The sequence below is a fragment of the Mycetocola sp. Y442 genome (assembly GCF_056898615.1).
Window position 1 is genome coordinate 511,677 of the sequence record NZ_JBXHBV010000001.1, and the last position, 17,153, is coordinate 528,829.

A 17,153-nucleotide genomic window follows, 5' to 3' on the forward strand; every position below is an offset into this window, starting at 1 on the left:
TTACGAGGACCCATGTCAAGTCCGGGCGCTTCACTGCTCGCTTCACGACGTGCATGCCTCGGGAACCTGAACGGGTCCTTATGAGCATTATGCCACGTTTTCACCAGCTACCCCGCCATGGGTCCTGTTCCCCGGCGCCCGCCCTGCGGCGACCTCAGCGGCGGCGTCGGAATCTCTCTATAGCTGCAACCCACAATGGCCCCACTTCAATTCCCTCATCCATGACAATTCTGCGACGCGTCCGCCTGCGAGCACCGATCAGCATGACCACTCCGAAACCGATCACGAGGTACTGCACAAGGAACGCGAGCTTGAACGAAGAGATGCTGTACAACTCTGCGGTACCCGCCCCCGGAGAGGCCTGGACATCGAGGATCACGCCGATCAGGAACATCATGACGAAGCTGGCGAGGAACCCTCCGACATTGACGACCCCGTTGGCTGCCCCGAGCACGCGCACGGGATTGAAGGTCCTGGCAAAGTCGAATCCGATCAGGGATCCGGGACCGCCAGCGCCGAGAACGACGAGGAGAAGGATGAGCAGCCAGAGCGGAGGCACACCCGGCCAGCTCAGGAAGAGCGCCCACGCCCCGCCGATCACGAACACGATCGCGAGAACGAGATTGCTTCGCCTGTACGGGAACCTCGCCGAGAGCAGGCCGAGAACGGGACCGATGATGACACCGGATGCCACGACAACGAGAAGCATTGAGGCGGCGAGCGGCTCGTCGAGTCCCATCGCGTAGACCATGAACGGGTAGCCCCACAGCAGCGAGAACACGGTTCCGGATGACTGCGTCGAATAGTGGGCCCAGAAGCCCAGCTGGGTGCCGGGACGGGTGAAGCTCGCCCGCAGTTCCCTGAGCGCCTCGCCGAGCGTCGCCACCCGCGGCTGCTCCGTCGAGCTGGCGGGCCGGTCACGAATCACCGCGAGGGAGAGGACGAGGGCAAGCGCGACGAAGGACGCGGCGGCGAGAAACGCGGACGTCCACCCTGCCTCGTGAAGAACCCATGCGAATGGGATCGCCGAGAGGATCTGCCCGGCCTGACCGAGGTTGCCCATCCACTGTGACAGTTGCGGAACCGTCCGCCCGGAGAACCACGACGTCACCAGTCGCATCACCGAGACGAAAATTGCCGCGTCACCGGCGCCAACCAGAACCCGCCCGAGAACGGCGACACCGATCGACGGGGCAAAGGCCAGGACGGCCTGCCCGGCAACCATGAGCGACAGTCCGCAGATGATGAGAATGCGCGGGCCAAGCCTGTCGATGAGAACACCGATCGGGACCTGGAGCGCAGCGTAAACGATGAGCTGGACGACCGCGAGCGTACTGAGGGCTGACGCCGTCGCGTCGAACCTCTCGACTGCGGACACTCCCGCTACGCCGAGCGTCGACCGCTGCATGACCGCGGCGATGTACGCAATGACACCAACCCAGAAGACGAACCAGGATCTGCGGGAATTCACCCGTCAACCCTATGCCAGCCGGCGATCAGGGGCGTGAGTCCTGGCTACCGGACGGTCCGTCGTCGTGACCCTTCCGTGCGGCCAGGAATTTCTCCAGTTCGTCCGCGATCTCGTCGGCACTCGGGAGCTCGCCATCCGAGTCCATCAGTGGCGACTTCAGGGAGTTGTTCTCCATATAGGCGTCGTAGCGCTGCTCCAGGGTACCGACGAGGCGCTGAAGCTCCTCGTTGCCCTGCACCTGCTCGTCGATGCGAGAGACGAAGTCCCTGCCCTCTTCCCTGAGCTCGTCGGTCGGGAGGATGAGCCCGGTCGCCGCGCTGATGCTGTCGATCGTCGCGAGTGCCGCCGCTGGGAACTCGGTGTCTGCGAGGTAGTGCGGAATCAGCAACGCGAATCCAGCGACATCCGACCCGCGTTCGGTGAGGCGGTACTCGAGCAGGTGAAGAACGTTGGCCGGGACCTGGGTGTGTGGACGCCATACACTCATCGCGTCGATCAGGTCTTCGCGCGTACCGCTCACCGTGACTCCGATCGGGCGGGTGTGCGGAACCGGCATCGGGATCGCGTGAACCCACATCGTGCGGGCGACGCCGAAACGGTCGATCAACGCGATGACCTCGCGGACGAAGCGCTCCCAGAGGAAGTCGGGCTCGTATCCGGTCAGCATGAGGAAGGGCCTGTGCATGTCGTCCTCAGCCAGCGAGAGCTGGAGCGCAGGAGGCGAGTACTCGGTGAGGCGGTCTTCATTGAAGTAGATGATCGGCCGCCGAGCGCGGTAGTCGAGCAGCAGATCGTTGTCAAAGACGGCGATCGGTTCGCTCGACACCGCCTCGCGGGAGTACTCGTTGAACTGGCCAGCCGCACCACCGGCATCGGAGAACCCGGTCAGCGCGATCACGAGGTCAAGCCCCTGGGGCACAGCGGATGCCGTTGGGGTCAGCTCGAACAGATCGCCGGAAACGCTCATGCATCCACTCTAAACGGCGCAGAGGAGCGAACCTCCCCCTACGCGACCGTGGACGCGCGCCCAGAGCGAACAGGCCGGCAACTGCCGCTCGGGCGCCACGGGCGCCACGGGCGCCAGGGGCGCCACGGGCTAGCATGAAGCAATGGCCGTACCCGAACTCTCCGTCTCCCGCTCCGCCTCCGATCTGAACGCCGACGTCCTCGTCGTCGGCGCAACTGCCGAGGGGAAGAGTCCCCGGCTGCACGCCCCTGACGGTTTCGAATTCCTTTCCGCCTCGCTGGGCGCCGTTGGCGTCACAGGCGCGGTGGACCAGCTCGTTCGCGTGCCAGGGACCGCTGAGTTTCCGACCATCGCGATCATAGGTCTTGGGGCAACCATCTCCCCGGACGCCCTTCGCCTCGCCGCGGGCTCCGCTGTCAGGCAGCTCGCCGGCGCGACGTCGGTCGCCATCGCCCTCCCCCTCGGCGATGCAGCTGCCCTGGCCGCCGTGCTTGAGGGGTCTGCGCTCGGCGCGTACTCCTTTACCGCATACAAGGGCACATCCATCGACAGCCAGAAGACCCCCGTCGCGCGCGTGGCCGTGGTCGCTGACGACGCACTGGCCGGCAGTGACGAAGTCGCCGCTCTCACCACGCGGGCGCTCGTCATCGCCAGCGCTGTCGCCGAGGTCAAGGACCTCGCAGCGACGCCCGCGAACGATCTGTACCCGGAGACGCTCGCCAAGGCGGCGGAGGCATCCGTTCGCGACCTGCCCATCGACGTCACCGTGTGGGACGAAGACGCCCTGAAGCGTGACGGGTTCGGCGGAATCCTCGGTGTCGGCCAGGGCTCAAGCCGCGGGCCGCGTCTCGTCAAACTGGCGTACGCTCCGGAAGGCGCTCCTCGCCACCTCGCACTCGTCGGCAAGGGCATCACCTTCGACACCGGCGGACTGAGCCTCAAGCCCGCAGCGTCGATGCTCGGCATGAAGGATGACATGACCGGCGCGGCCACCGTCCTCGCCGTCGTTCGCGCGGCAGCCGAGCTGAACCTCAACGTGCGGGTCACTGCGTGGCTCTGCATCGCGGAGAACATGCCGTCAGGGACAGCAATTCGCCCCGGCGACGTACTGCGGATCAAGAACGGTACAACCGTCGAGGTCACAAACACGGATGCCGAAGGCCGACTGGTCATGGCGGATGGTCTCGTTGCCGCGAGTGCCGAGATGCCGGATGCCATCGTCGACGTCGCCACGCTGACCGGCGCCGCCGTCGTGGCACTGGGCAACCGGTACTCGGGTGTCATGGGAGATGACGCGTTTGTCGCGCAGGTCCTCGACGCCGCGAAGGCCACAGGTGAAACCATGTGGCCGATGCCGTTCGCCGAGGAACTCAGGGGCCTGCTTCGCTCCGATGTCGCTGACCTCGTGAACGCCAAGGTCGGAAACCGGGCGGGCGGAATGCTCCTCGCCGGCCTGTTCCTGCGCGAGTTCATCGGAAAGACGAGCGATGCACCCGACGCTCCGTCCATTCCGTGGGCGCACCTCGACATCGCCGGTTCAGGTACCAACGGTGAATCCGCGTATGGATTCACCGGGACAGGGCCGACCGGAGTGGCCGTTCGATCGCTGCTCAGGATGGCCGAAGACTTTTCCCGCCCGTAGTAAGGTCGTATGGGCAGTAAAACGCCTATCGCGTTACCACCCCGACCCAGGGACGGTGACTTACGCATGAACCCAGATGCACGAGGGAGCAACTCAGTGTCGGAGCAGAATTTTGACATCGTCATTCTCGGTGGTGGAAGCGGCGGCTACGCAGCAGCATTGCGCGCTAGCGAGCTCGGCTTTACCGTCGGACTTGTAGAGAAAGACAAGCTCGGTGGCACCTGTCTCCACCGCGGCTGCATTCCAACCAAAGCGCTTCTGCACTCGGCCGAGGTTGCCGACGTCTCGCGTGACTCGGAGAAGTACGGCGTGAAGGCCACGTTCGACAGCATCGACATCTCGGGCGTCACCGCGTATCGCGAAGGAATCGTCGCGAAGAAGTACAAGGGACTCCAGGGCCTGATCAAGGCCCGCGGAATCACGGTCATCGAGGGTGAAGGCCGGCTCACGTCGCCGACGACGGTACAGGTTGGCGACACGACGGTTACGGGCAAGAACGTGATCCTCGCCACGGGATCGTACAGCCGCTCCCTCCCCGGTCTCGACATCGGCGGACGCGTCATCACGAGCGAACACGCACTCGAACTCGACTTCGTGCCCAAGAAGGTTGCCGTACTCGGCGGAGGCGTCATCGGCGTCGAATTCGCGAGCGTGTGGAAGTCGTTCGGTTCGGATGTCACGATCATCGAGGCTCTCCCGCACCTCGTTCCCAATGAAGACGAGTCCATCAGCAAGGGACTCGAGCGTGCATTCCGCAAGCGCGGCATCAACTACTCGCTCGGCGTGCGCTTCCAGGGTGTGACCCAGGACGAGAACGGCGTGGTCATCACGCTCGAGAACGGAACGACCATCGAGGCAGAGCTTCTCCTCGTCGCTGTCGGCCGTGGCCCGTCGACGGCCAACCTCGGCTACGAAGAGGTCGGCGTCACGATGGACCGTGGATTCGTCATCACGAACGAGCGCCTCGAGACCAACATCCCGGGCCTCTACGCCGTCGGCGACATCGTCCCTGGACTCCAGCTTGCACACCGTGGTTTCCAGCAGGGCATCTTCGCCGTCGAGGAGATCGCCGGACTCAAGCCGGTGCTTATCCCCGACGTCAACATCCCCAAGGTCACCTACTGCGACCCTGAGGTCGCATCAGTCGGTCTCAGCGAAGCGAAGGCTGCTGAGCAGTACGGCGCAGACAAGATCAAGGCGTACGACTTCAACCTCGCCGGCAACGGCAAGAGCGAGATCATCGGAACCGCCGGAAACGTCAAGGTTGTTCGTGTCATCGACGGTCCCGTTGTCGGAGTCCACATGATCGGTGCCCGGGTTGGCGAACTCATCACTGAAGGCCAGCTCGCTGTGAACTGGGAAGCGTACCCGGAGGACCTCGCTCCTCTGATCCACGCTCACCCCACACAGAGCGAAGCGCTCGGCGAGGCTTTCCTCGCCCTCGCGGGAAAGCCCCTGCACGCACTCTAGTTCTCGCCCGCCGCGGGCGCGTTCGTCACTAAGCTCATACAGCAAGAATTGGTTTCAAAGGAGACAAGGTCATGTCAGAATCCGTAAGCCTTCCGGCACTCGGCGAGAGTGTCACCGAGGGTACGGTCACCCGCTGGCTGAAGAACGTCGGGGATCGGGTTGAGGTCGACGAACCGCTGCTCGAGGTATCGACAGATAAGGTCGACACCGAAATCCCGTCGCCCGTCGCCGGAGTGATCGAAGAGATCCTCGTGCAGGAAGACGAAACGGTTGAGGTCGGCACCGCCCTGGTCAAGATCGGTGACGGGTCATCCGCACCGGCAGGTGACGCAGAGCCCGCCGCAGAGGCAGAGCCTGCCGCTGAACCCGCTGCCGAGCAGCCCGCGGAATCCGCGGAGGCGGAGTCCAACGAAGCCGAGGCGCCGTCGGTCCAGCCGTCGACCGAGGTCCCCGAGGAGGCCCAGGCCGCACCGGCCGAGGCCCCCGCAGACGCACCTGCTCCCCCGGCGCCTGCCGCACCGGAACCCGCGCCCGCCGCGGCAGCACCCGCTCCAGCTGCACCCGCTCCGGCGGCTGCAGCTCCTGCGGCTCCCGCAGCTCCTGCGGCTCCCGCAGCAGCCCCGGCTCCGGCAGCTCCCGCTCCGGCGAAGGCTCCCGTCGGCGGCGAATCGCTCGGTAGCGGATACGTCACTCCCCTGGTCCGGCGCCTCGCCAACCAGCAGGGTGTCGACCTGTCGACAATCACCGGTACCGGTGTCGGCGGTCGCATCCGCAAGGAGGACGTTCTGCAGGCCAGCCAGGCAGCATCCGCGGCTCCGGCCGCCGAGAAGGCCAAGCCGCTCGAGATCTCCCCGCTCCGTGGCACCACGCAGCCGATGTCGCGCCTCCGCAAGGTCGTCGCCGAGCGCGCCGTCCAGTCGATGCAGACCTCAGCCCAGCTCACCACGGTGATCGAGGTCGACGTGACCAACATCGCGACGCTCCGCGACAAGGTGAAGGGCGAGTTCCTGTCGAAGACAGGCAACAAGCTCTCCTTCCTTCCGTTCTTCGTCAAGGCAGCAGCCGAGGCACTCACCGCGTACCCGGTCGTCAACGCGACCATCGACGGTGACTCGATCGTCTACCCCGACCACGAGAACATCTCGATCGCCGTTGAGACCGAGCGCGGCCTGCTCACCCCGGTGGTGCGCAGCGCAACCGACCTCAACATCGCCGAGACCGCCGCGCAGATCGCTGATCTCGCCGACCGGACCCGCGCCAACAAGCTCAAGCCTGACGAGCTTTCCGGTGGTACGTTCACGGTGACCAACACCGGTTCGCGTGGCGCGCTCTTCGACACCCCTGTTGTGTTCCTCCCGCAGTCCGCGATCCTCGGAACCGGCATCGTCGTGAAGCGTCCCGTCGTCGTCAAGGCTGCGGGCCAGGAAGCCATCGCGATCCGCTCTATGGTCTACCTCGCCCTGTCGTACGACCACCGCATCGTTGACGGTGCGGATGCTGCCGGCTACCTCGTCGCCGTCAAGAACCGTCTGGAAGCAGGCGCTTTCGAGGCCGACCTCGGCATCTAGTCAGGAAAGTCCGTCGGGCTCCGCAAGGTCCCGCAACAGCCAGCCGGTGTTCGTCTTCATCACGAGGACGAGCACCGGCTGGTTTGTTGTGTCGGGCGTCCCGCCGACGCGAAACAACACGGCGTTGCCCGTGCGCTGGATGAGCTCGATCTGCAGTCCGGCAACGCCGGTTGCGGGCAAGGCGCTCAGCGGGGCGGTGCCTTTCGTCTCCTGGGCGTGCAGGTCGGTGGCCTCCGCGGCAGATCCGGGCTCATCGACGACCGCTACGCACTCGGCGCTGCCGCTCGCGAGGCATCGCGCACGGAACCCGAGAAGCGCTCGGACCGCCGCGTCCGGATCCTCGGCGCCGATGGCGGTGCGCTCGGCGCCGCTGAGCGAAACAGCCGGTGGCGATGATGCGGTGTGTGCCGGCTTCGGGGCCGCTGTCGAATCGGGGAGCACGCTCAACCCTCCCCAGACCGTCACAATCGTGACCACCGTCACGACGACGACCAGGGCCGCCCTCCCGCTGAGGGCTCGCCGGACCCAGCCTCCCAATCCGGCGGTTCTCTCCGTGATCACTTCCACGATCGCTGTCGTCGGCGAGAAGCGATCGGCGAGGTCGGCCACCAGGTCGAGCCCGGTGCCGGTGAGTATCCCCGACAGCCAGCCGCCGGCCCCCTGGACGTCGGGTGGCTCGGGGCGGCCCGGCCCTGTGAGCGGACCGGCCGGGAGGTCCGGGGCATCCGCTGCCGTATTTTCCCGGTCGAGGTCGACGGGAAGGGGGTCAGCGAGGGCGAAGAGCCGCAGCTCCAGCTGGCTGAAGAACACGGCGTCGGGAGAGTCACCGACGGTCCGGTCGAACCATCGGTGGAGCGATGGCACGGCATCGCCGACAGAGTCCTCACACCTGTCGAGTACGCAGCGGAGGATTGCACCGAGGGACAGGCGATCCTGACGCCACCGGGTGGCAGCTGTCGCGTCGTCGGGTACGTGGGCACCCCGGACGCCGAGCCGGGTAATGAGGGGGCGGCCGTGCGGGGTGAATGCGACAGCGTCTGGTGTGAGAGCGCCGTGCGCAATCCTCGCCGTGTGCAGGGCGGCGAGGCCGGAAGCCACCGGCGCGAGGATGGTGACCGCCTCCCCCAGCAGCAGTGTCCTGCGCTCGGCCAGTAGCCCGGCGAGCGTGCCCTGCGTGCGCTCGGCGATGAGGATGAGGGCACCTGTGTCATCGGTGGCTACGTCGAGCGCAGCGTGAACGTAGGGTGAGAGTCCGGCGGCCGCTGCTGCGAGTGCCGATGGAGCCTGACCGGCGAGTCGCGTGAGCTCGATCGCACTGGACGCTGACCCGCCGTCCGGTTCGGCGGCGGGTACGACTGCCTGGGCGGGCACCGCGAGCCACGTCGTTGCGTCTGGGGTGTGTTCGATGACGCGAACGAGGCGATAGCCACACAGCACACTGTCGAGGCCTGACCCGACCGCGTCCGCACCCGATGCGTCACCGGCCACCTTGTCGGAGGAGGTGACAGCACGCGGCGCTGCACCGGCGGTGCGGCGTGGTGAAGGCCCGCGCCGGAACAGGGCTGGTCTCATCCGCCGATTCTCCCCGCCGCGAGCCGGTCCGGACTGGGCCGGCCCGACCGGTGGAGCGGATCTCAGCAGCCTGCGGGTGTGAGGGGGCCGGTGCACCACCCCCGCACGAGGCGTTGCCCGGCCCCGCAAAATCAGGAGCGACCGGGCACATCGGACCCTCCCGGATGCCGGTATCCTTGATCCCATGGCACGCAAAGAAAAGCCAGCTAAGGCTGCGAAGGAACCAGGCCGTTTGAAGCAAATGTGGCAGGTGTTCCAGATGACCCGCCGCTACGACAAGACCGCCGTCTGGTGGATCCTCCTCGCGTTCTTCGGGAGCATCGCTGTTTCCGTCGTTCTCGCGATCCTCATCTCGGGCGGCAGCGTCTTCGGTCTTGTCCTCTGGATCATCGCCGGCGTGCTCGCCGGCATCCTCGCCGCAATGATCGTCCTCGGCCGTAAAGCCGAAAAAGCGGCGTACGGTCAGATCTCCGGCCAGCCCGGTGCCGTCGGCGCCGTCTTCCGCAGTTCACTCCCCCGCGGCTGGCAGGGTAGCGAAATGCCCGTCAACGCGAATGCGAAAACCCAGGACGCGGTCTACCGCGCCGTCGGGCGGGGTGGAGTCGTCCTCGTCGGCGAAGGCCCGCGCTCGCGCGTCACACGCCTTGTCGAAGACGAGAAGCGCAAGGTGAAGCGCGTGCTTCCCAACGTTCCTGTCACCGTTTTCTATGTCGGACCAGACGCTGATTCGGTCCCGCTGCACAAGCTGCCCAGGACCGTTCGCAAGGTCAAGTCGACGCTGACCAAGCCGGAGGTGCTCGCCATCGTCAACCGGCTGTCGTCGCTCAGTTCGAACGGCCTGCCGATCCCGAAGGGCGTCGACCCGTTCAAGGTCAAGCCGCAGCGCGCGCGGTAATCGCCTCGCCGCGAACGGTCCTCAGGCTCGGATGAGGACCGTTCCAGCAACCTTGTCGTGGAACCCGCGCTGGTCTGAGTCCCAGACGAGAGCGGGAACGACGATGACGAGCAGCGCGGTTCGAACGATAGGCCGCCAGACACCGGCCCAGCCGCCTGTCACCCGGATCAGCCGGAGTCCAAAGACCCGGTGTCCGATGCTCGCACCGATCGTTGGCAGAAAAACGATCTGCAATACCGCGAAAACCAGCAGGTTTGCCCACGCGTCCGCGTTGAAGAACATCGCCGACACGAGCATGGCGATGATCCAGTCCACGGTGAGTGCGCCGAGTCTCCTGCCGAGCCGTGCCACGCTGTGCGGGCCGCTCTCGGGAAGCCCGAGGCGCTCTCCGGGGTATCGACTCGGGGCGATGTCGCCGGATGATGCGGGATGGCGGCTGTCTGCAGGCATTGTTAAATCCTACGTCGGCTTCGGACGTGTAACATGCCAGAAACATGGGTGTCACTGTCGGGTAACCCCGGGTGCATACCCTTCAAGAGGTTGCACGTTGCATCCTTCTCGGTTCCAACCCTATTTGGAGTTTTCCATATGTTCAGCGATTCTTCCGAGGTGCTCAAGTTCATCAAGGACACGGACGTCAAGTTCGTCGACATTCGGTTTACCGACCTCCCTGGTGTGCAGCAGCACTTCAACATCCCGGCGTCGACAGTAGACGAGGAATTCTTCACTGTCGGGCAGCTGTTTGACGGCTCATCGATCCGGGGATTCGCCAGCATTCACGAGTCGGACATGCAGCTCATCCCCGACGTGACGACGGCGTACATCGACCCGTTCCGCATTGAGCGCACGCTCATCATCGTCTTCGACATCTACAACCCGCGCAACGGCGAGATTTACTCGAAGGACCCGCGCCAGGTCGCGAAGAAGGCCGAGAAATACCTCGCGTCCACCGGCATCGCCGACACCGCGTTCTTCGCCCCGGAGGCGGAGTTCTACATCTTCGACGACGTGCGCTACGAGATCAACCAGCACTCCAGCTCGTACTCCGTCGACTCCAGCGAAGGCGCCTGGAACTCGGGCCGCGAAGAGCCCGGCGGAAACCTCGCCAACAAGACCCCGTACAAGGGCGGCTACTTCCCGGTCAGCCCCGTTGACCAGCACGCTGACCTGCGCGACGACATCTGCCTCAAGCTCATCGACGCTGGCCTGATCCTCGAGCGCAGCCACCACGAGGTCGGCACCGCCGGCCAGGGTGAGATCAACTACCGGTTCGACACGATGGTGCACTCGGCGGATGACATCCTCAAGTTCAAGTACATCGTCAAGAACACGGCACAGCAGTGGGGCAAGACCGCGACGTTCATGCCCAAGCCACTCTTCGGTGACAACGGATCGGGAATGCACACCCACCAGTCGCTGTGGAACGGCGACACCCCGTTGTTCTACGACGAGGCAGGCTACGGCGGACTCTCGGATGTCGCACGCTGGTACATCGGTGGACTGCTCAAGCACGCGCCGGCCGTCCTCGCGTTCACGAACCCGACGGTCAACAGCTACCACCGCCTCGTTCCCGGCTTCGAAGCACCGGTCAACCTCGTCTACTCGGCGGGAAACCGTTCGGCATCGATTCGTATCCCCATCACGGGAACGAACCCGAAGGCCAAGCGCATCGAGTTCCGCGCGCCAGACGCATCGGGTAACCCGTACCTCGCGTTCGCCGCGCAGCTGATGGCAGGCCTCGACGGCATCAAGAACCGCATCGAGCCGCACGAGCCGGTCGACAAGGACCTCTACGAACTTCCCCCGGAAGAAGCGAAGAGCATCCCACAGGTTCCGTCCTCGCTGGAGGGTGCCCTTCAGGCGCTCGAGGCAGACCACGAGTTCCTCCTTCAGGGCAACGTGTTCACGCGTGAACTGATCGAGACCTGGATCGACTTCAAGCGCGAGCACGAGATCAAGCCTCTCGCTCAGCGTCCGCACCCGTTCGAGTTCGAGCTCTACTACGGCGTGTAACCCACGTGTGCCTCTGCGGGCCGTCCACCTCTCGGGGTGGGCGGCCCGCAGTCGTTTGTGCCTTCACGCCGGGCCCCTGACGCTGCTCCCCAGCGGCAGCCCTGTCTGGCCGAGCGGACGCTGGATATCGGGATAGCGGGATGTCGGGATATCTCCCCGAGAGTGCGGTCGGGCGCCGATGGGCGCCGGGGGGATATCCCGCAGCAGCGAACCCCTACGGCGTTCCGTAGAACTGCTTCTCGAAGACGCTGCGTGCGCGGCGGGTCACCGCGAGGTAATCCTCCTCGAGCCGGGCCGCAGACGCCGGCGGGTAGCCGAGGATCCGTGCGATGCCGTTCAACTGCATCCGGTCACTCGGCAGGACATCGGTCGTGCGGTTCAGCCACAGCGTCATCGCGGACCTGAGCCGGGACGCGAAGATCCACGCTGCCCGAAGGCGTTCGGCGCTCTCCGGCGTGACGAGGTCGTTCTCCACGGCCACCTGCAGCGCCCCCAGGGTGCTCGTCGTCCGCAGGCCTGGGATCGCAGCCCCGTGCTCGAGCTGGAGCAGCTGTACGAACCATTCAACGTCGCTCAACGACCCGCGCCCCAGTTTGACGTGCCGAGACGGGTCAGCACCCTGCGGCAGTCGCTCATTCTCGACCCTCGCCTTGATGCGCTTGACCTCGCGCACCGCGGCATCCGAGATCTCCGCTGGATAACGGATGGCGTCCGCCAGCGACTCGAAGTCGGTGATCAGAGCGTCGTCACCCGCGACGCCGTCCGCGCGGAGCAAGGCCTGTGCCTCCCAGGTGAGCGACCACCGCTCGTAATAGGCCCGGTAGGAGTCGAGGGAGCGGGTGACAGCCCCATTCTTTCCCTCGGGGCGGAGCCCGACGTCGAGGTCGAGCGGCAAGCGGTGGTCCTCGCTCAGCCGGTTGAGCTCCGCCACTATTCGGTTTGCTGCCCGGTGTGACTGCTCGTTGTCCATGGCCGTCGCCCGGTAGACGTACATGACGTCAGCGTCGGATCCGAACCCGAGTTCAGCGCCGCCGTACCTGCCCATCCCGATCACGGCGAACTCGAGGCTGTCCTCGCCGAGTCCATCGGTGCGTCGGATCAGGCGCACCAGCGCTCTGATGGTTCCCGTGGTGATGTCGGTGAGCCCCCGGCTGAGTTCCGGCAGTTCGATGACCCCGAGCACGGAGCCGAGTGCGAGGCGGAGGATCTCCCTGCGACGAACGCGGCGAATCGCCTTCGCGGCCGCGGCATCCGTGTCGTGCCTCGCAAGAATCGCCGACATCTCGTCTTCGATAGCCGCGAGCGACCTGCCGTGAAGGTCGTTGTTGTCGGCGAGCCAGGCAGCGGCCTCGGGGATCTGGTCGAGGAGTTCACCGATGTAACGGGAGCCGCTGAGCACCCGCGTGAGGCGCTCAGCCACCCCGGAGGAATCCCGGAGGGTGCGGAGGAACCAGTGTGTTCCGCCGAGCGATTCGCTGAGCCGACGGAACGCGATGAGCCCGTAGTCAGGGTCTGCGCCCTCGGCGAGCCAGCGGAGCATGACCGGCAGGAGGTGACGTTGGATCGTCGCGCGCCTGGACACACCGGCGGTGAGCGCTGCGATGTGCGACAGCGCCCCCTTCGGATCCCTGAAACCGATCGCGGCGAGGCGCGCCTCGGCCTGTGCGGGGCTCAGCGCAACTTCCTCGTCGGGAAGGGCGGCAACGGCGGCGAGCAACGGACGGTAGAACAGCCGCTCGTGGAGGCTCCTCACCTCGTGCTTGGTGCTCTCCCAGCGGGTGACGAGCGCATCGGCGTTGGGCGCGAGCGTCGACGCGCGCGCGAGTACGCGAAGCTCTTCCTTGTCTCGGGGCATCAGGTGGGTGCGGCGAAGGCCGCCAAGCTGTAACCGGTGTTCGAGCACCCGTAGGAAACGGTAGTCGGCGGCGAAGGCCGCGGCCTCCTCGCGCCCAATGTAACTGTTGGCGCTCAGCGCGTCGAGCGCCAGCAGGGTCGAACGTTCCCGCACGTCGGCGTCAACAGCGCCGTGCACCAGCTGGAGGAGCTGCACGGTGAACTCGATATCCCGGAGCCCGCCAGGCCCCAGCTTGAGTTGATAGTGCACCTCATCGGCGGGAATGTGCTCGGTGACCCTCTCGCGCATCCGCTGCACCGAGTCGACGAAGCCCTCCCTGCCCGCGCTTGACCAGACAAACGGCGCGATCGCGTCGACATACTGCTCGCCCAGTTCGGCGTCACCAGCGAACGCCCGCGCCTTGAGCAGCGCCTGGAACTCCCAGCTCTTCGCCCACCGCTCGTAGTACGCCAGGTGGGACTCGAGGGTGCGCACGAGCGCTCCCTGCTTGCCCTCGGGCCGCAGGTTGGGATCCACCTCCCAGAGCTCGGGCTCGATCCCGGCCTGGCCGAGCCCGCGCATCGTCAGCATCGCGAGTCGCGTGGCTACATCGATGGCGCGCTGGTTCGACAGCCCGGCGGACTCGTCGCCTTCCGCCACGAAGATCACGTCGACATCACTGACGTAGTTGAGTTCGCCTGCTCCTGCCTTGCCCATCCCGATCACCGCGAACCGCGTTGCGCGCACCTCATCGACGGAAAACAGCATCGGGCCGTTCCCCGGCTGGGTGACCTGGGTCCTGGCGACGGCGATGGATGCTTCAAACGCTGCGGATGCCGCATCGGACAGCGCTTTGGCGATGGAGTCGAACACCGAGACCGGGTCATCCGCGCGCAGGTCGTGTGCGGCGATCCGTGCAAGCCAGCGCCGGTAACGCACCCGGAGACGGGTCCACGCCTCATCGTCGGTGACCTCGGCAAACCCGTCATGGGCACCGACGGAGTCGAGCATGCTCTCGGTCAGCTCCGCGCGCGTCGGGAGCCGGCGCGGCCGGTCAGGGATCCGTTCGAGCTCGGCGGGATGCCGCTGGAAGAATTCAGCGAGGCCCGTTGAAGCGCCAAGCAGCCTGATCAGCGTCTCCGTGCGACCCGGGTTCGCAAAGACGCCGTTCAGTTCCGTCGGGTGCATCCGCCCGAGCCTGACCAGGCAGTTGAGCGCCTGGTCGGGGTCAGCAGCCAGGCCGAACTGAGGAAGCAGGCCGGCCACGTCGACGGTAACGACACCGTCGAGCTCGTCGAGAAGCGCCCTGACCCCGCTCAGCCCGGCGAAGCCGAGCCGAGCGAGTTCGCTCAGCGCTGTTTGCTCGCGTCGCATCGAGTGTCCCCGTCGCCGAACCGCTTAGAGAATCTCGAGGTTCTTCTCGAGCTCGTACGGGGTCACCTGCGCACGGTACTCGTGCCATTCCTGTCGCTTGTTGGCCAGAACATAGTTGAAGACCTGCTCACCGAGCGTCTCCGCGACGAGTTCCGACTCCTCCATCAACTGGATGGCGTGGTCGAGGCTCGCGGGCAACGCGGAGTAACCCAGAGCCCTGCGCTCAGAATCGCTCAGGCTCCAGACGTTGTCCTCCGCTTCCGGTGGAAGCTCGTAACCTTCCTCGATGCCCTTGAGTCCGGCTGCGAGGAGCAGCGAGTACGCGAGGTACGGGTTCGCGGCCGAGTCGATGGCGCGGTACTCGACACGGGCACTCCCGCCCTTGTTGGGCTTGTACAGCGGCACGCGAACGAGAGCCGACCGGTTGTTGTGCCCCCAGGTGACGAAGCTCGGAGCTTCGGCAAGCCCGTTACGACCGACGGTGCCCCAGAGACGCTTGTATGAGTTGACGAACTGGTTGGTCACCGCGGTGATCTCCGGCGCATGGCGGAGCAACCCGGCGATGAACTGCCGGCCGACCTTGGAGAGCTGGTACTGGGCACCCGCCTCGTAGAACGCGTTGCTGTCGCCCTCGAACAGTGACATGTGCGTGTGCATGCCTGAGCCCGGCTGGTCAGACAGCGGCTTCGGCATGAACGTCGCGTAAACGCCCTGCTCGATGGCGACCTCTTTGATCACCGTGCGGAACGTCATGATGTTGTCCGCTGTGGTGAGCGCATCCGCGTATCGCAGGTCGATTTCGTTCTGACCGGGTCCGGCCTCGTGGTGGCTGAACTCGACGGAAATGCCGAGGTCCTCCAGCATCCGGACGCTGCGGCGACGGAAGTCGTGAGCCGTGCCACCGGGGACGTTGTCGAAGTAGCCCGCCGAGTCGACAGGAACCGGGCCCTCCTTGCCGAGCTTCGCCGACTTGAGCAGATAGAACTCGATCTCGGGGTGGGTATAGAAGGTGAAGCCCCTGTCGGCTGCCTTCTCCAGGGTCCGCTTGAGGACGTTGCGCGGGTCAGACACCGCCGGAAGACCGTCAGGCGTCGTGATGTCGCAGAACATCCGGGCGGTCGGGTCGATCTCGCCGCGCCAGGGCAGAAGCTGGAACGTTGTCGGGTCAGGGACAGCGAGCAGGTCAGATTCGTACGAACGGCTCAGGCCCTCAATGGCTGACCCGTCGAAACCGAGACCCTCGGCAAACGCACCCTCGACCTCGGCAGGGGCGATGGCCACCGACTTCAGCGTGCCGACGACGTCTGTGAACCACAGCCGGACGAACTTGACTCCCCGCTCCTCGATAGTACGAAGAACGAAGTCGCGCTGCTTATCCATCCACTCCCCTTAGGTGTCGTGCGTTGCCTGCTCATAGGCTATCCGTTCCTTGCGCCGTGTGCTGGCAGCTACGGCACCTGAATTGACGCAACGGATCGATAGACTGGCGGGCATGAGCGAGCCAATGAAGAGCGCACCGTCGTCCAGCCCCGCCCGAGTTCGCACACGCCACTTCCAGCGCGCGAAAGAACAGGGCATCAAGATCACCGGGCTCACCAGCTACGACATGCTGACCGCCCGGATCTTCGACGAGGCGGGCATCGACTTTCTCCTCGTCGGCGACTCGGCCGGAAACAACGTGCTCGGCTACGACACGACGCTTCCCGTCACCGTCGACGAGCTCATCCCGCTCACCCGAGCCGTCGCAGGCGCCGCCAAGCGTGCTCTCGTCGTCGCCGACATGCCCTTTGGATCCTACGAAAATGGTCCGGAGGATGCCCTCAAGACCGCGTTGCGGTTCATGAAGGAAACCGGAGCCCAAGCCGTCAAGCTTGAAGGCGGTGAACGCAGCCACGACCAGATCCGTCGCATCGTGTCCGCTGGCATCCCGGTCATGGGCCACATCGGGTTCACACCGCAGAGCGAGCACGGGCTTGGCGGCCACATCATCCAGGGCCGCGGGGACGCGGTTGAGCAGCTCCTGCGCGACGCGCGGTCGGTTCAGGACGCCGGAGCGTTTGCCGTCGTCCTGGAGATGGTGCCGGCCGAGAGCGCGGAACTCGTCACGGCCGAACTCGATATTCCGACGATCGGTGTCGGCGCCGGACCCCACGTTTCAGGGCAGCTGCTGGTCTGGACCGACTTCGCCGGGCTCACCACGGGGCGCATCCCGTCGTTCGTCAAGAAATACGCCGACGTTCGCGGCGCGTTGACCGATGCGGTCTCTGCCTTCCGCACGGAGGTGGCCGACGGCATCTACCCCGGCGACGAATACAGCTACCACTAACGCCGGCGAGTGTCTCCGACG

The 17,153-nt window shown here is 65.6% G+C and carries 12 protein-coding genes; 6 read left to right on the plus strand and 6 right to left on the minus strand.

What is annotated here, in order from left to right:
* Nucleotides 1-154: 154 nt before the first annotated feature.
* Nucleotides 155-1,471: an MFS transporter gene (locus AC1X6S_RS02435; RefSeq protein ID WP_483404229.1), complete on the minus strand. Its 1,317-nt coding sequence runs from the start codon at nt 1,469-1,471 to the stop codon at nt 155-157.
* Nucleotides 1,472-1,496: 25 nt separating this feature from the next.
* Nucleotides 1,497-2,438, minus strand: coding sequence for a proteasome assembly chaperone family protein (locus AC1X6S_RS02440; RefSeq protein WP_483404230.1), 942 nt, complete (start codon nt 2,436-2,438; stop codon nt 1,497-1,499).
* A 142-nt stretch (nt 2,439-2,580) separates the two neighbouring features.
* Here AC1X6S_RS02440 and AC1X6S_RS02445 point away from each other — a divergent pair, with 142 nt between their 5' ends.
* The 3 genes from AC1X6S_RS02445 to sucB all read left to right on the plus strand — a co-directional run bounded on the left by AC1X6S_RS02445 (nt 2,581) and on the right by sucB (nt 7,118).
* Nucleotides 2,581-4,080 (plus strand): leucyl aminopeptidase, encoded by a 1,500-nt coding sequence (locus tag AC1X6S_RS02445; RefSeq protein WP_483404231.1) that lies wholly within the window; start codon nt 2,581-2,583, stop codon nt 4,078-4,080.
* 96 nt (nt 4,081-4,176) lie between these two features.
* Nucleotides 4,177-5,550, plus strand: coding sequence for a dihydrolipoyl dehydrogenase (gene lpdA, locus AC1X6S_RS02450; RefSeq protein ID WP_483404232.1), 1,374 nt, complete (start codon nt 4,177-4,179; stop codon nt 5,548-5,550).
* 71 nt (nt 5,551-5,621) lie between these two features.
* On the plus strand, nt 5,622-7,118 hold the full coding sequence (gene sucB, locus AC1X6S_RS02455) for a 2-oxoglutarate dehydrogenase, E2 component, dihydrolipoamide succinyltransferase (RefSeq protein ID WP_483404233.1): 1,497 nt from the start codon (nt 5,622-5,624) through the stop codon (nt 7,116-7,118).
* Here the strand turns inward: sucB and AC1X6S_RS02460 are convergent, their stop codons facing one another.
* Entirely contained in the window at nt 7,119-8,690 is a 1,572-nt protein-coding gene (locus AC1X6S_RS02460; RefSeq protein ID WP_483404234.1) for a protein kinase family protein, read from the minus strand.
* A 184-nt stretch (nt 8,691-8,874) separates the two neighbouring features.
* Here AC1X6S_RS02460 and AC1X6S_RS02465 point away from each other — a divergent pair, with 184 nt between their 5' ends.
* Entirely contained in the window at nt 8,875-9,585 is a 711-nt protein-coding gene (locus AC1X6S_RS02465; RefSeq protein ID WP_483404235.1) for a DUF4191 domain-containing protein, read from the plus strand.
* A gap of 21 nt (nt 9,586-9,606) precedes the next feature.
* Here AC1X6S_RS02465 and AC1X6S_RS02470 read toward each other — a convergent pair whose 3' ends face one another.
* Nucleotides 9,607-10,035 carry an RDD family protein gene (locus AC1X6S_RS02470; RefSeq protein WP_483404236.1) on the minus strand — a complete coding sequence of 143 codons (429 nt, stop codon included), beginning with the start codon at nt 10,033-10,035 and terminating at the stop codon, nt 9,607-9,609.
* Between the two features lie 138 nt (nt 10,036-10,173).
* Between AC1X6S_RS02470 and glnA the strand changes: the two genes are divergently transcribed.
* Nucleotides 10,174-11,598 (plus strand): type I glutamate--ammonia ligase, encoded by a 1,425-nt coding sequence (glnA, locus tag AC1X6S_RS02475; protein WP_108391105.1) that lies wholly within the window; start codon nt 10,174-10,176, stop codon nt 11,596-11,598.
* Between the two features lie 214 nt (nt 11,599-11,812).
* Here the strand turns inward: glnA and AC1X6S_RS02480 are convergent, their stop codons facing one another.
* Complete coding sequence (locus AC1X6S_RS02480) at nt 11,813-14,806, minus strand: bifunctional [glutamine synthetase] adenylyltransferase/[glutamine synthetase]-adenylyl-L-tyrosine phosphorylase (protein ID WP_483404237.1); 2,994 nt, start codon at nt 14,804-14,806, stop codon at nt 11,813-11,815.
* A 24-nt stretch (nt 14,807-14,830) separates the two neighbouring features.
* Nucleotides 14,831-16,186 (minus strand): glutamine synthetase family protein, encoded by a 1,356-nt coding sequence (locus AC1X6S_RS02485; RefSeq protein WP_483404238.1) that lies wholly within the window; start codon nt 16,184-16,186, stop codon nt 14,831-14,833.
* A gap of 112 nt (nt 16,187-16,298) precedes the next feature.
* On the opposite strand from AC1X6S_RS02485, the gene panB reads away from it, so the two are divergent.
* Nucleotides 16,299-17,132, plus strand: coding sequence for a 3-methyl-2-oxobutanoate hydroxymethyltransferase (panB, locus tag AC1X6S_RS02490; RefSeq protein ID WP_483404239.1), 834 nt, complete (start codon nt 16,299-16,301; stop codon nt 17,130-17,132).
* Nucleotides 17,133-17,153: the final 21 nt, after the last annotated feature.